This window comes from Flavobacterium solisilvae (assembly GCF_012911605.1).
Classification (GTDB): Bacteria; Bacteroidota; Bacteroidia; order Flavobacteriales; family Flavobacteriaceae; genus Flavobacterium; species Flavobacterium solisilvae.
In genome coordinates this window covers 43,943-58,596 of sequence record NZ_JAAMPT010000198.1, presented here as the reverse complement: position 1 = coordinate 58,596, position 14,654 = coordinate 43,943, and the positions used below count along the sequence as shown (strand labels likewise).

Sequence of the window (14,654 nt, the reverse complement as noted above, 5' to 3'; positions counted from 1 at the left end):
TAGTACTAATAATCCGTAAGCTTATGTACGTCGCATCTTGTGTCTCGTTTTAATTAATGAGACACAAGAGCAATCTTTCAAAAAAATAAATTTTCTTTATCTCAGTATGTTAAGATATTGTGTAATGTTCTCGTTTTAAGAACGAGACCCTTGCAAAACCTTTTAAGGTGGTTATTGCGTCGGGGCTCACCTCTTCCCATTCCGAACAGAGAAGTTAAGCCCGATTGCGCAGATGGTACTGCAGTTTGTGGGAGAGTATGTCGCCGCCTTTTTTTATAAAGCCTGTCTATAATTTAGACAGGCTTTTTTGTTTATAAAGCACCTCTTTCTTAGTGGGATGGATTGAAGTGAAATGACAACAAACAATTAAAGAGTATGGGAATATTTATATTATTGAGTTGATTTGTAATGTTTGCAATTAATATTTATAATACAGTCATTGCACTTTGGATTTGTTGGACGACATATTTCTCTTCCTAGAAAGGAAAGTGCCATTCCAATTTCGTTCCAAATATTTTTTGGGAGTATTTGCATCAACTGTTTTTCTATTTTGTTTCCGTCTTTATTTTCGTTACAAAGTCCAATTCTGGGCGCTACTCTTATTACGTGTAGATCAGCTATTATTCCTTCCGCGAGTTTATTTGTTTCTCCAAGAATTACATTTGCTGATTTTCTTCCTATACCTTTGAGTGCCGTTAGTTTCTCCATTGATAGTGGAATATTTTCGTTAGATTGGATTGTTTGTGCTATTTCTATAATCCAATTTGCTTTTGTTTCAAAATTTCTAACTTTTGAAATATATGGGATTAATGTGTCAGTATTTGAATCAGCGAGTGTTTTCATATTTGGAAATACTTCAAATAATGTTGGAGCAATTTTATTTATATTAGCATCAGAATCTTGAGCAGAAAGTATAACCATGACCAATAGTTGGTAGTTGTTTTTATATTCTAACGGATGCTTTCTTCCTTTGTATTTTTCGATTAAAGGCTTTAATTTTTCTGACCAATTGTCGTCTGTTTTAAATAAGTTCATTATTTTAATAAGTATTTATAATAGTTGGAAGTCCTTCGATTAATTCGTTTAAACTGAAGTGATAATTAACTAAAACACCTTTGTGTTGACCATTAACAACATCTCCAATCCCAGAAGCTCTTCTGAATTTTCGTGAATTGTTTTTATCATTAAATCTGATTTTTTCTAATTCTTTAATATTCTGATAAAAATATAAATCTGTATTTTGATTGTTTATGCAATTTCTATTTTTTATGCACCAAACGATATATAAGTCTATTTTTTCTCTTTCATGAATTTCAAAGTATCTTTCTAAATCGCTCAAATTTAGAGCGATAGTTTCGGAGGGTTTTAAATTGCTATTTGGTAATATCTTTTCAACTGACATAAATGTCCGAGATTGTACCTTGATTTCAATATAACAAACGGGAATATCTATTGAAGTTTTAGAAATTATTTCAATATCAGGATAACCACTTTTTTTAGTTTTAAAAGCGAATAGCTCAGCATTTGATTTGTTAATTCGTCTTATAACTTGTTCTTCGATAGCTTCAGAGAAATTTACGTCTTTTTCAAAATCATAAACTCCAATAGATTTTCCGTCGCATCGTTTTTGGCAACTGCTACAATCGTAAATATTTGGTGCTAATTGGATGTACGACATGATTTATATTTGTAACTAAATTACTAAAAATTAGTTACAAATAAACTCTTTTACAGTTTCAATTACTTTGCTGTCACCCAGAATTTTTCGATGACCTAAACCTTCAGTAATCATCAGTGAGCTGTTTTTTAAGTTTTTATGAATGTTGTAAGCTGCTTTTACATTTACATCATCATCATTTTTATCATGAATGATTAAAACTGGAACAGTTATTGATTTTGCCGAAAAACTTGCCGCATAATTTTCCATTGGTTCGCCAAAATTTCTTTCAAAATGATTTTTCAGTAATAAGCCAATCTTCGGTTTCAATTGCAGTTTTTGAATAAAATCATCAATAATGTCTTGAATAATATCACCACTTCCAATGATTACTGCTTTTTTTATACTTAGATTTTGTTTTATAGCGTTTAGAATTGACATTCCGCCAAGTGAATGACCAATCGCAAATTCGAATGGACCAAATTGTTTTTCGATTTCTAAAATTGAAGCAATAAACTCTGTCATTATAGTAGTTTTTCCTTCCGATTTTCCATGAGCTGGCGCATCAAAACTAATGGTTGAATATCCTAAATCCAGCATTTCATCAGCAATTTTTACTAATTGTGTGCCACGACCTGACCAACCGTGAACTAATAATATTTTCTTATCACTTTTACCATAATTATAAACCACAATATTCTTTTTGAGCGAAGGAACAAAAAGTTTACTTTGAATACTTTTTTGCTCCATGTGCAATTCTCGCTTTGGAATTTTATATTTTATTGGTGTTACAAATAATTTTGCTGCAAAGAGCATCGCTAATTTTGGTGAAATTGCTTCTAAAAATTTAGCTGTTACAAGGATTATCTTAGGAATTTTCAATGATTGATTGCCTATTTTGGTTTTTTTTGTCATTTCAATAAATTTTAATGCAATTTATAATGTATTGTATTTTTTTCTAAATTACAACTTCCTAAAATTAATATAAAATGCAAAACCAAACCCGAATTATAATCGAAAATGTGCAACCTCAATTAGACGGTGGTGCATTTTTTATCAAAAGAATTGTTGGAGAAAAAGTGGTAGTTACTGCAAATGTTTTTGCCGATGGACATGATGTTGTGGCAACTTGCGTGAAATTCAAACACGAAAAAGACAAAAAATGGCAAGAAGTGAGAATGACGGAAATGGGTAATGATGAATGGACAGCTACTTTTAAAGTCGAAAAACAAGGTCATTATTCCTATTTTGTTGAAGCTTGGGTTGATTATGCTTTGAATTGGCAACATGGAACCGAGCGCAAAATTCAGGATAATCAACACGTAAAATCAGAACTTTTGGAAGGAGCTGAGTATTGTCAGGCGATTTTAAAAGAAGTTTCTAAGGAAGAGAAAGCCTATTTGACGAAAGCGATTAAAGCTTTTCAAGACGAAAAATTATATGATGATGCCATTCAGATTGCTTTGTCGGCTGAATTGCATCATATTTTTTATAATCATCCAACACGAACATTGGCTAATACATCGGCTGAACTGAAAGTTTACGTTGATAGAAAAAAAGCATTGTTTAGCACTTGGTATGAATTTTTTCCACGTTCGGCTTCGCAAGAAGGCAAGCACGGAACATTTAAAGATTGTGAGAAACTCTTACCAAGAGTTGCTGCTATGGGATTTGACACTTTATATTTTCCACCAATTCATCCCATTGGAGAAGTTAATCGTAAAGGGAAAAACAATGCTACCAATGCGCAAAAAGGAGATGTTGGTTCGCCTTGGGGAATTGGTTCAAAACACGGCGGACACAAAGCAACACATCCTGAATTGGGAACAATTGATGATTTCAAATCATTGGTAAAAGAAGCAAAAAAACTCGGAATTGAAGTTGCAATGGATTATGCTTTGCAAGCTGCGCCCGATCATCCGTATGTAAAAGATTTTCCGCAATGGTTCAAATGGCGACCTGATGGAACGGTTCAATATGCTGAAAATCCACCAAAAAAATACCAAGATATTCAGCCGATATATTTTGAAAGTGGTGATTGGAAAAATCTTTGGAAAGAATTGTTAGACGTTGCGCTATTTTGGGTAGAAGAATGTGATATCCGAGTTTTCAGAGTAGATAATCCACATACTAAACCATTCTATTTTTGGGGTTGGTTGATTGCCGAAGTAAAGAAAAAACATCCTGATGTTTTGTTTTTAGCCGAAGCATTTACGCGACCAAAAATTATGCATGAATTGGCAAAACAAGGATTTACACAATCCTATACTTATTTTACGTGGCGAAATTCCAAAGCTGAACTAATTGAATATCTTACTGAATTATCCAAAACGGAGCAAAAAGAATTCTTCCGACCAAACTTTTGGCCAAATACGCCAGACATTCTTCCGTATGCATTACAAAGCGGAATGGAAAGTGTTTACCTTCACAAATATTTCTTGGCAGCAACGTTGAGTTCAAGTGTTGGAATTTATGGTCCAGCCTATGAATACATGGTTTCGGCTGCAATGCCAGGCAAAGAAGAATATTTCAATTCCGAAAAATATGAAGTCTATCATTGGGATTGGACGGTTCAAAACAAATTGATTACATTAATCACTCGACTGAACAAAATCCGTCACGAACAACCGTCACTGCAGCAAACGAATAACATTCAGTTTTGTAATACCGATAACGATCAAGTTATTGCTTACTACAAATTTGACGATGATAAAACCGATGAAACCTTGATGATTTGTAACATCGATCCGTATTATCCAAAGCAAACTTGGGTTCAATTACCGTTGCAATCCTTAGGAATTCAACCAGGACAAACGATAAAAGTGGTCGATTTAATCACAGGAAACAGTTATTATTGGGACAAAGAATGGAATTTTGTAGAGTTACATCCGGCGTTGCCGTTCCATTTATTTAAAATTTTTAAATAGCATAAATCCATAATTAACATGGAAAATTTAAATCAGGAAACTTTTGCCACACCTTTTGTTTTCAAAACAGATTGGAAAAATGCCTTAGAAGATGAAGAGTTTATTAAAGTCTTTTCTTCTGATATTTTAGAGAATTATATCATCAATAAACGTTGGTATGGCGGAAAAGCGAGTACGTTAAAATACATCGAAGTTGTTGACCATTTTAAAATTACTTCGAAGAAAAACACCTATTACGGCGTACTTTTGGAAGTCAATTTCAAAGAAGCTTTTTATCAGCATTATTTCATGCCGTTGGCATTTATGGCGGAAGAAGAATTGGATACTAATACTATTATTGCTCCTATTCAGTTAGGAAATCAAAAAGGATATTTGGTTGATGCTTTACATCAGGAAGATTTTAGGAAATTGTTGTTTGATAATATTGTTCAGGCAAAAGAAAATCCTGAATTGAAATTAGTCTTTCATAAAGGTTCCAAATTTGACGACAAAGAATATAAGTCATCCAAATTCATGGGCTTGGAACAAAGCAATACGTCTATAATTTATAATGATGCTTTTGTGCTGAAGATTTTCCGACGAATTTATGTCAGCACCAATCCTGATTATGAAATCAGTCGATTTTTAACCGAACGAATGCATTTCAAAAGTTCGCCTGCTTATACTGGAAGTATCAATTTGGCTTTGCCCGAAGGAAATATTACACTGGGATTAATGCAAGAATTAGTTCCAAATCAAGGCGATGCGTGGAAATTTATGCTCGAAGAAATCGATGGTGTTTTCATGAATTTGAAGACAAAGAAGATAAAAATTGACAAATTACCCGATATTCCATTGTTCAAGCGAATGAAAATCAACGAAATTCCGCCTGAAATTATTGATTGGGTTGGATTGAGTTTGTTTCTTCGACTGCAAACCTTAGCCAAACGAACTGCCGAAATGCACATTGCACTTGGTGGCGACATTCACGATACGGCTTTTACACCAACAACTTACAATGGCGATTATACCGTTTGGTTGAAAAACCGAATGCTTTATCAATTTCAAAATAGACTGAATATTATTGAGAATAGTTTGCACAAACTCGACGGATTGGCACTCGAATTGGCGCATCAGTTTATGGAAAATAAAAAAATCGTTCGTAAACATTTTGTCGATTTCGATTGGACAAAAATGAAATCGGAACGCATTCGAATTCATGGCGATTATCATTTGGGACAAATTTTGGTCAATGGCGATGATTTCTATCTGCTTGATTTTGAAGGTGAACCCGAAAGTACCATTCGCGATAGAAAGGTAAAACAACCGCCGTTGAAAGATGTTGCAGGATTGTTTCGCTCGTTTCATTACGCCATTTATGCTACGATTTTCAACAACAAAGACAAATATCCGTTTGAGCAAGAGCAACTTTTTAAAACTGCCGAAATATTGTTCAATTATTTCGTTGGCGCATTTTTGGAAACCTATATTGAGAAAGCACAATCGGGGAATTTGAATATTGGTTATAGCCACGAAATTGAGTTTTTACTCAAATATTGTTTGCTGGAAAAAGCGGTCTATGAGTTGGGCTATGAGTTGAACTCTCGACCACGTTGGGCGGTTATTCCGTTGCGAGGTATTCAAAGTATAATGAAGTATTAGAGAATTGGGAGTTGTATTTTGTGGCACCTCGACTGCGCTCGGTGTGACAGAATGTAGAATTGTACAATATTTGTCCTTTTTAGCACTATTTGTCACCCTGAGCGCAGTCGAAGGGAAGCAAACGAAGAACATAAAAAAAAAAGTTATGAAATTTTATTATGTTTACATTTTGCGATGCAGCGATAATTCTCTTTATACAGGAATTACAAATGATTTGGAACGAAGAGTAAATGAACATAATGATGGAAAACTGCCTGATGCTTATACTTTTAAAAGAAGACCAGTTGTATTGGAATGGTATCAGGATTTTACAGAACCTAATCAGGCGATTTATTTTGAGAAGAAATTAAAGAAATGGTCGAAAGCTAAGAAAGAAGCTTTGATAAAAGGAGATTTTGATATGATTGAGACTTTGGCGGAGTGTAGGAATGCAACGCATCATAAATATAAACCATAGTTGTTTTGCTCTTTCATTACTGTAAGTATGAATGAGTAAAAAATGGAATAGCCCTTCGACTGCGCTCAGGGTGACAGAATGTAGTCAATGGAACATTTGTTCTTTTTTATTAGGGTTTGTCACCCTGAGCGCAGTCGAAGGGCAAACAAATAAAGGGAAATAAAATTCGCGAATTCGCGGTAAAAATAAAATAGTAATGAGTGAATGAAATTTTTCGTTCCTCGCAATGACATAAAACATGAACCAAGTACAACCACATTCGCTTTTCACTGATTTTGATATTGATTTATTCAAAGCGGGAAAGCATTTTAAATTATATGAAAAACTAGGCGCGCATTTGATGGAGGTGAATGGCGTGAAAGGTGTTTATTTTGCGGTTTGGGCACCAGCGGCACGATCGGTTTCGGTGGTGGGCGATTTTAATTATTGGATACAAGGCGAACATCAGTTGAACGTTCGTTGGGATGGTTCGGGCATTTGGGAAGGTTTTATTCCTGGCGTGGACAAAGGCACAACGTATAAATATAAAATCCAGTCCAACAACAACGGAATTATCACTGAAAAAGCCGATCCTTTTGCACTGTATTGTGAACATCCGCCACAAACGGCTTCTGTTATTTGGGATTTGGACTATAAGTGGAAAGACAAAAAATGGATGGACAGCCGAAAGGATAAAAACGGTTTGGATAAACCTTTTTCGGTGTATGAAGTGCATTTAGGTTCGTGGCGACGCAATGCTGAAGGCAAGTTTTTGACGTATTTGGAACTGGCTGACCAATTGGTTGCTTATGTTAAAGAAACGGGTTTTACGCATGTGGAATTTATGCCTGTGATGGAATATCCGTATGATCCGTCTTGGGGTTATCAGTTGGTGGGTTATTTTGCGCCAACGTCTCGATTTGGAAAGCCACAGGATTTTATGGTTTTGGTGGATAAATTGCACCAAGCAGGAATTGGAGTGATTTTGGATTGGGTTCCGTCGCATTTTCCAGAAGATGCGCATGGTTTGGGCTTTTTTGATGGTTCAAATCTCTACGAACATCCAGACAGACGAAAAGGTTTTCATCCCGATTGGAAGAGTTTAGTGTTTAACTATGGACGCAATGAAGTGCGTTCGTTTTTGATAAGTAATGCGATATTTTGGTTGCAGCAATACCATGTTGATGGACTTCGAGTGGATGCTGTGGCAAGTATGTTGTATTTGGATTATTCGAGAAAAGACGGCGAATGGGAGCCGAACATTTATGGCGGAAGAGAAAACCTAGACACAATCAGTTTCTTGAAAGATTTTAATGAAGCGGTTTATACTAATTTCCCAGATGTGCAAACCATAGCGGAAGAAAGTACGAGCTTTCCAATGGTTTCCCGACCAACATTTTTGGGTGGTTTGGGCTTTGGAATGAAATGGATGATGGGTTGGATGCACGACACGTTGCAATATTTTAAGAAAGAACCCATTTACAGACGTTTTCATCAAAATGATTTGACGTTTTCGATGACGTATGCGTTTACGGAGAACTTTATGTTGCCGTTGTCGCATGACGAAGTTGTTTATGGAAAGCATTCTATTCTTGGCAGAATGCCAGGCGATGAATGGCAGCGATTTGCTAATCTTAGATTGTTGTATGGTTATATGTTTACGCATCCTGGGGGAAAATTATTGTTTCAAGGTGCTGAATTTGGTCAAAGTGCCGAGTGGAATTTTGAAGGAAGTTTAGATTGGCATTTGTTACAATTTGGTTATCACGACGGCATTAAAAAATGCATCACTGATTTGAATGCGTTATACAAAAACAATCCTGCGATGTATGAAAAACAGTTCCATGTTGATGGTTTTGAATGGATTAATTATTCGGATGCTGAAAATGCGGTTTTGAGTTACATCAGAAAAGGAAACGATGAAAAAGAAAATATAATTGTGGTTTGTAATTTCACGCCAGTGGTAAGAACAAATTACCGAATTGGTCTGACTACCAAAGGTAAACTAACCGAAATTTTCAACTCGGATAAAGTGGAATATGGCGGAAGCGGAGTTACTAATTCTAAAGCCATAAACATTGACAAAACGCCTTGGAACTGGAAAGACTATTCGGCAGAAATTGTTCTTCCACCATTAGGAGTTACGGTTTTCAAAATATCGTAATTTTTATAAAAAATAACCATTAAGAAATATAGAAAATTAGGCGTTTGATGCTTAATGAACCTTAACTTCTTAATGGTTTTTACTTTATACTCAATCGCAAACGTTGTAGTTAAAAACTACTTTGTTTTGATTTAAAAATTTCATTATCAACTTTGTAAATTTGGCACTTACACAAAAAATCAATTATGATTACCAATACAGAACTAGAACATAAAGGCGATCAATATCCATCAAGAATTATATCATTTGAGCAAGATGTTGATAGTATCTTTTTTTATACCGAAAACAACGTAATCTTAAAAATTACCATTCTCCGCGATAGTCTTATCCGTTTTAGATATACAACAAAAGGTTATTTTAGCAAAGATTTCTCTTATGCAATCGATAAAACACAATCGCATGGTTATAACCAATTGGATGTAATTGAAGAAAGCACTTTTTACATGATTAAAACCAGCAAAGTGTTTTGTAAAATCAATAAAAATGATGCTAAAGTCGGAATTTTTGACATCGATGGTTTTCCAATTCTTGAAGATGAATTAGGTTTTCATTGGGAAGAATATTATGAACATGGTGGAAACATTGTAAAAATGAGTAAGCAGTCAAAAGACGGCGAAAGTTTCTATGGATTGGGCGACAAAGCTTCTCATTTGAATTTAAAAGGTCGAAGAGTAGAAAATTGGGCAATGGATCAATATGCTTTTCACAAAGACCAAGAACCGTTATACAAAGTTGTTCCGTTTTATATAGGTTTACATCACAACAAATCCTATGGAGTTTTCTTTGACAATACGTTTAAAACTTTTTTTGACTTTTGTCACGAAAGAAGAAATGTAACCAGTTTTTGGGCTGAAGGTGGCGAAATGAATTACTACTTTTTCTATGGACCAAAAATGAGTGACGTGGTGACAACGTATACACATTTGACAGGAAAACCAGAATTACCGCCAATGTGGACATTAGGTTATCATCAATGTAAATGGAGTTATTATCCTGAAAGTAAGGTTAAAGAAATTACCAGTAAATTTAGAGAATTAAAAATTCCTTGCGACGGAATTTATTTGGATATTGATTATATGGATGGTTTTCGCTGTTTCACTTGGAACAAAGAGTATTTTCCCGATCCAAAACGTATGGTTGCCGAATTGGCAAAAGACGGATTTAAAACTGTCGTAATTATCGATCCAGGAATAAAAATCGACAAAGATTATTGGGTTTACAAAGAAGCATTAGAAAATGATTATTTCTGTAAACGTGCCGATGGTCCATATATGAAAGGAAAAGTTTGGCCTGGCGAATGTAATTTTCCCGATTATACCAATCCAGCAGTTCGCGAATGGTGGGCTGGATTATTCAAAGAATTAATTTCAGAAATAGGAGTAAAAGGCGTTTGGAACGATATGAACGAACCTGCTGTTATGGAAGTTCCAGGGAAAACATTTCCGCCAGATGTTCGTCATGATTATGATGGAAATCCTTGCAGTCATAGAAAAGCACACAATATTTATGGAACACAAATGGCGCGCGCCACTTATGAAGGCGTGAAGCGATTTGCTTATCCAAAACGTCCATTTATCATTACGCGTTCGGCTTATTCTGGTGCACAACGTTATACTTCGTCTTGGACAGGCGATAATGTGGCAAGTTGGGAACATTTATGGATTGCGAATATTCAAATGCAACGAATGTCGATGTCGGGAATGGGTTTCACCGGTTCAGATATTGGTGGTTTTGCAGAACAACCTTCGGGTGAATTATATGCAAGATGGATACAATTAGGTGTTTTTCATCCGTTTTGCAGAACGCATTCATCTGGTGATCATGGCGAACAAGAACCGTGGTCATTTGGAACAGAAGTAATTGATATCACAAGAAAATTTGTGGAATTGCGATACCAATTGTTACCTTATTTATATACGATGTTTTGGAATTATGTAAACGACGGAACGCCAATGTTGAAACCTTTGGTATACTTTGACCAAGAAGATATGCATACCCATTACAGAACGGACGAATTTATTTTTGGAAATCAAATATTAGTTTGTCCTATTCTTGAGCCAAATGCTCAAGGACGACGAATGTATTTGCCAAAAGGAAATTGGTACAACTATTGGACAAATGAATTTGTTGAAGGAAAAAGAGAACTTTGGGTTAGTACAAAATTTGATGAAATTCCAGTTTTTGTAAAAGAAGGTTCGATTATTCCAAAATATCCAGTACAACAATATGTTGGCGAAATGCAGTTTGACGAATTGACTTTGGATGTTTATTATAAATTAGGTAAAGAAAAATCAACTGTTTATGAAGATGCTCAAGACGGTTATGATTACAATAAAGGACGATTTTCATTGCGTACATTTACTTTTAACGGAAAAGAAAAAGAAATTATCATCCAGCAACATAAAGAAGGAACTTTTGAAACTTCATATTCTAAATTTAAAATCAATTTGAAAGGTTTACCTTTTAAAGTAAAAAAGATAGAAATTGATAACGAAAAAGTAACATTAGAGCAGGTTCAATTAAACGGAGATAATTTCTTAATAATTGATAAAGATTTTTCAGAGTTACATATAATTGGTATATAATTTGTGTAATTTTGTACGAATAAATTTTATTAATCATGAAAAAAGGAATTTTATTTAGTGCTGGTTTACTTGTTTTTTTAGCATTTTCGTGTGCAACAAATCCAGTAACAGGAAAGAAAACTTGGGCATTAGTACCAAATTCTGAAATTTTTGCTTCTTCTTTTAATCAGTATGGAGAGTTTTTAAAAACCAATAAAGTGATTACTGGTACAGCTGATGCTAAAAGAGTTGAAAACGTTGGAATGAAAATTAGAGCTGCTGCCGAGAAATTGTTAAAATCTCGTGGAACTGATGGTCAGCTTGAAGGTTATGCCTGGGAATATAAATTGGTTGATAGTAAAGAAGTAAACGCTTGGTGTATGCCAGGTGGAAAAATAGTTTTCTATTCAGGTATCTTACCAATATGTAAAGACGATGCTGGAATGGCAACCGTAATGGGACATGAAGTTGCTCACGCTTTAGCCAATCATGGTCAACAACGTATGAGTGCTGGATTAGTCCAGCAATTAGGTGCAGGAGTTGCTCAAGCTGCTGTTGGCGGAAAAAGTGCAGAAACACAAGCATTGGTTATGCAAGCTTATGGTATTGGAACTCAAGTTGGTGGAATGCTTCCATTTAGCAGAAGTCATGAAACAGAAGCTGATGAAATTGGATTGACATTAATGGCAATTGCAGGTTATAATCCAGAAACTTCAGTTGCTTTTTGGGAAAGAATGTCGGCTAATTCAGACGGTGCAAAACCAGCAGAAATTATGAGTACGCATCCATCAGACGAAACAAGAATTGCCAATTTGAAACGATTAATACCAAAAGCAAAAGCAGAAGCGGCTAAATTTGGAGTAGTTTTCAAATAATAGTATAATTCCAAAAAAAGAGTATATTTAATCCCGATTAATTCGGGATTTTTTATTTAAAAATAGTTTTATGGCAGATTTACCAAAAGGTCATCCAAAATTGCTCAATGCATGGGCTTTCTATGATTGGGCAAATTCAGTTTATAGTTTAGTTATAGCATCAGCGGTATTTCCAATTTTTTATGAAATGATATTCAAGGAAAGCGGAAGAAATTATGTAACTGTCTTTGGAATGCAGTGTAAAGATACTGCTATGATTAGTTTTGTAACGGCATTCGCTTTTTTGATTGTGGCACTATTTTCGCCTATTTTATCAGGAATAGCCGATTATATAGGGAACAAAAAAGCTTTTCTCCGATTTTTTTGTTATCTCGGTGCAATTTCTTGTATATGCTTATATTGGTTTGATTTAAATCAATTATTCTTAAGTTATGCTTTTTATTTTCTAGGATTAATAGGTTTTTGGTCAAGTTTGGTTTTTTATAATTCCTATTTGCCTGATATCGCTTTTCCAGAACAACAAGACAAAGTGAGTGCGCGAGGATTTTCAATGGGATATTTTGGAAGTACATTATTGTTAATTTTAAATTTAGCAATGGTAATGTTTCCTCATAGCTTTGGAATTTCTGGAACCGAAATCGAAGCAAGTATGAAAGCGATGAGAATTTCGTTCATTTCAGTTGGAGTTTGGTGGATTGGATTTAGTCACATAACTTACTATTATTTACCAAAAGGAAATAAAAAAAATGTAACCATTACAAAGGATTTTATTTTTAAAGGTTTCAATGAGTTAAGATTGGTTTGGAGACAATTACAGGTAAATTTAGCATTAAAAAGATACTTATATAGTTATTTTGTTTTCATCATGGCAGTTCAAACGGTAATGTTAGTTGCTACCTATTTTGGAGCAACAGAAGTGGCATGGGAAACACCAAGTCAAAAAACTACTGGTTTGATAATTAGTATTTTATTGATACAATTGGTTGCTGTTTTGGGTGCTTATCTTACCTCAAAAACATCAGCAAAATATGGAAATATTAATACACTTATTTTTCTAAATACTTTTTGGGCAATCTTATGTGGTTTTGCCTATTTTATTGAAACACCAATTCATTTTTATACTACTGCTGCTTTTGTTGGACTTGTGATGGGAGGAATTCAATCTTTAGCTCGTTCTACCTATTCTAAATTGTTACCAGAAACAAAAGATACAGCTTCCTTTTTTAGTTTTTATGACGTAACTGAAAAAATAGGAATAGTTATAGGAATGTCAATATATGGTATAATCGATCAAATTACTGGAAGTATGCGAAATGCAATTGTTTTTTTAGGATTATTTTTTATAATTGGATTATTACTTTTATTGAGAGTTCCAAAAAATGCCTTGAGAAATAAATAAAAAAAATTATATTTGAAGAATAATTAAAGACGTTATGAAAAACATAAAATTTTTAGCTGGATTATTTTTAATTTTTACAGCTTTTACCTTTACATCGTGTGACAACGAACCAATTGATCCTGCTATTGATTTAGGAAACGGTGGTGGAAATCCTGCAAACGCGGTATTTAGAGCTGATTTTAGTGGAAGTACATGGAATGCCACATCTGCGCAAGCAATAATTTCAGGTAATATGATTCGAATGGGTGCGTTAAAAAACAACGGAGAATCGTTTGGAATTTTAATTGATGGAAGCACAACAGGAACATATCCAGCAAATCAAAATATTCTGAATTTTAATCCTGCAGGTTCTGAATATGGTTATTGGTCAATGAATATAGATAATCCGACTGAAAATACAGGTTCAATCACTATTACTAATATCAATACAACTAATAAAACAATCTCTGGAACTTTTAATTTTAAAGGATATTGGTCTGATGACACTGTTACGAATATACTTCCAACGATATTTACTAACGGAGTTTTTCAAAATGTTCCTTATATTGTTCAAGCAGAAACAGGTGATACATTTTTTGCTCAAGTAAACGGTATTGAATTTAATGAGGTTGATATACTTGCTGCCGAAATAGGTATTGCAGGTCAAGATTTTATCAGTGTTGCTGCCCAAGATGCAGCTCTTAACTCGATGACAGTTTCAGTTAGAGCTAATCTAGGTGCTGGAACATATCCAATTACTGGAAATAGTGCTACTGATGTTGTTCAAGCTTCTTATACTTTTGATGATGAAGATTTTACTGCAACTTCTGGTACGGTAACTATTATTTCAAAAACAGCAACAAAAATCAAAGGAACATTTAGTTTTGTAACGTCAACATTCAATGTTACTGAAGGAGCTTTTGAAGTGGAATATTAATTAAAAGAATTTAAGAATATCAAAATCCGTCATTTTGGCGGATTTTTTTTGTGGCATAATACTTGTCATATCCAA

The 14,654-nt window shown here is 34.3% G+C and carries 11 protein-coding genes and 1 rRNA gene; 9 read left to right on the top strand and 3 right to left on the bottom strand.

Features of this window, described 5'->3' with window-relative positions:
* Window positions 1-163 precede the first annotated feature (163 nt).
* Window positions 164-272, top strand: a 5S ribosomal RNA gene (gene rrf / locus G6042_RS03465).
* Window positions 273-390: 118 nt separating this feature from the next.
* Here rrf and G6042_RS03460 read toward each other — a convergent pair.
* The 3 genes from G6042_RS03460 to G6042_RS03450 are packed head-to-tail and all read right to left on the bottom strand — an operon-like array spanning window position 391 to window position 2,572.
* Window positions 391-1,035 carry an endonuclease III domain-containing protein gene (locus tag G6042_RS03460; RefSeq protein WP_169522920.1) on the bottom strand — a complete coding sequence of 215 codons (645 nt, stop codon included), beginning with the start codon at window positions 1,033-1,035 and terminating at the stop codon, window positions 391-393.
* Between the two features lie 4 nt (window positions 1,036-1,039).
* Complete coding sequence (locus tag G6042_RS03455) at window positions 1,040-1,678, bottom strand: hypothetical protein (protein WP_169522919.1); 639 nt, start codon at window positions 1,676-1,678, stop codon at window positions 1,040-1,042.
* A 30-nt stretch (window positions 1,679-1,708) separates the two neighbouring features.
* Window positions 1,709-2,572 carry an alpha/beta hydrolase gene (locus G6042_RS03450; protein ID WP_169522918.1) on the bottom strand — a complete coding sequence of 288 codons (864 nt, stop codon included), beginning with the start codon at window positions 2,570-2,572 and terminating at the stop codon, window positions 1,709-1,711.
* A gap of 74 nt (window positions 2,573-2,646) precedes the next feature.
* Between G6042_RS03450 and G6042_RS03445 the strand changes: the two genes are divergently transcribed.
* From G6042_RS03445 to G6042_RS03410, 8 genes are all read left to right on the top strand, one after another.
* A complete protein-coding gene (locus tag G6042_RS03445) occupies window positions 2,647-4,584 on the top strand; it encodes an alpha-1,4-glucan--maltose-1-phosphate maltosyltransferase (protein WP_169522917.1) in 1,938 nt (645 codons plus the stop codon).
* Between the two features lie 18 nt (window positions 4,585-4,602).
* Entirely contained in the window at window positions 4,603-6,225 is a 1,623-nt protein-coding gene (locus G6042_RS03440) for a maltokinase N-terminal cap-like domain-containing protein (RefSeq protein ID WP_169522916.1), read from the top strand.
* A gap of 145 nt (window positions 6,226-6,370) precedes the next feature.
* Window positions 6,371-6,682: a GIY-YIG nuclease family protein gene (locus G6042_RS03435; protein WP_169522915.1), complete on the top strand. Its 312-nt coding sequence runs from the start codon at window positions 6,371-6,373 to the stop codon at window positions 6,680-6,682.
* Window positions 6,683-6,920: 238 nt separating this feature from the next.
* Window positions 6,921-8,825: a 1,4-alpha-glucan branching protein GlgB gene (gene glgB / locus G6042_RS03430; RefSeq protein ID WP_169522914.1), complete on the top strand. Its 1,905-nt coding sequence runs from the start codon at window positions 6,921-6,923 to the stop codon at window positions 8,823-8,825.
* Window positions 8,826-9,010: 185 nt separating this feature from the next.
* Window positions 9,011-11,410, top strand: a complete 2,400-nt coding sequence (locus G6042_RS03425; protein ID WP_169522913.1) for a glycoside hydrolase family 31 protein — start codon at window positions 9,011-9,013, stop codon at window positions 11,408-11,410.
* Between the two features lie 35 nt (window positions 11,411-11,445).
* The gene (locus tag G6042_RS03420; protein ID WP_169522912.1) at window positions 11,446-12,264 is read left to right on the top strand and encodes a M48 family metallopeptidase; all 819 of its coding nucleotides are present in this window, start codon (window positions 11,446-11,448) and stop codon (window positions 12,262-12,264) included.
* A 70-nt stretch (window positions 12,265-12,334) separates the two neighbouring features.
* Window positions 12,335-13,663 carry an MFS transporter gene (locus G6042_RS03415; protein WP_169522911.1) on the top strand — a complete coding sequence of 443 codons (1,329 nt, stop codon included), beginning with the start codon at window positions 12,335-12,337 and terminating at the stop codon, window positions 13,661-13,663.
* Between the two features lie 34 nt (window positions 13,664-13,697).
* Window positions 13,698-14,579 (top strand): DUF6252 family protein, encoded by an 882-nt coding sequence (locus G6042_RS03410; RefSeq protein ID WP_169522910.1) that lies wholly within the window; start codon window positions 13,698-13,700, stop codon window positions 14,577-14,579.
* The last annotated feature ends 75 nt before the right edge of the window (window positions 14,580-14,654 follow it).

Coding starts and splice junctions, on each gene's coding strand:
- G6042_RS03460 (WP_169522920.1), bottom strand. CDS start 1,035: ATGAACTTATTTAAAACAGACGACAATTGGTCAGAAAAATTAAAGCCT.
- G6042_RS03455 (WP_169522919.1), bottom strand. CDS start 1,678: ATGTCGTACATCCAATTAGCACCAAATATTTACGATTGTAGCAGTTGC.
- G6042_RS03450 (WP_169522918.1), bottom strand. CDS start 2,572: ATGACAAAAAAAACCAAAATAGGCAATCAATCATTGAAAATTCCTAAG.
- G6042_RS03445 (WP_169522917.1), top strand. CDS start 2,647: ATGCAAAACCAAACCCGAATTATAATCGAAAATGTGCAACCTCAATTA.
- G6042_RS03440 (WP_169522916.1), top strand. CDS start 4,603: ATGGAAAATTTAAATCAGGAAACTTTTGCCACACCTTTTGTTTTCAAA.
- G6042_RS03435 (WP_169522915.1), top strand. CDS start 6,371: ATGAAATTTTATTATGTTTACATTTTGCGATGCAGCGATAATTCTCTT.
- glgB (WP_169522914.1), top strand. CDS start 6,921: ATGAACCAAGTACAACCACATTCGCTTTTCACTGATTTTGATATTGAT.
- G6042_RS03425 (WP_169522913.1), top strand. CDS start 9,011: ATGATTACCAATACAGAACTAGAACATAAAGGCGATCAATATCCATCA.
- G6042_RS03420 (WP_169522912.1), top strand. CDS start 11,446: ATGAAAAAAGGAATTTTATTTAGTGCTGGTTTACTTGTTTTTTTAGCA.
- G6042_RS03415 (WP_169522911.1), top strand. CDS start 12,335: ATGGCAGATTTACCAAAAGGTCATCCAAAATTGCTCAATGCATGGGCT.
- G6042_RS03410 (WP_169522910.1), top strand. CDS start 13,698: ATGAAAAACATAAAATTTTTAGCTGGATTATTTTTAATTTTTACAGCT.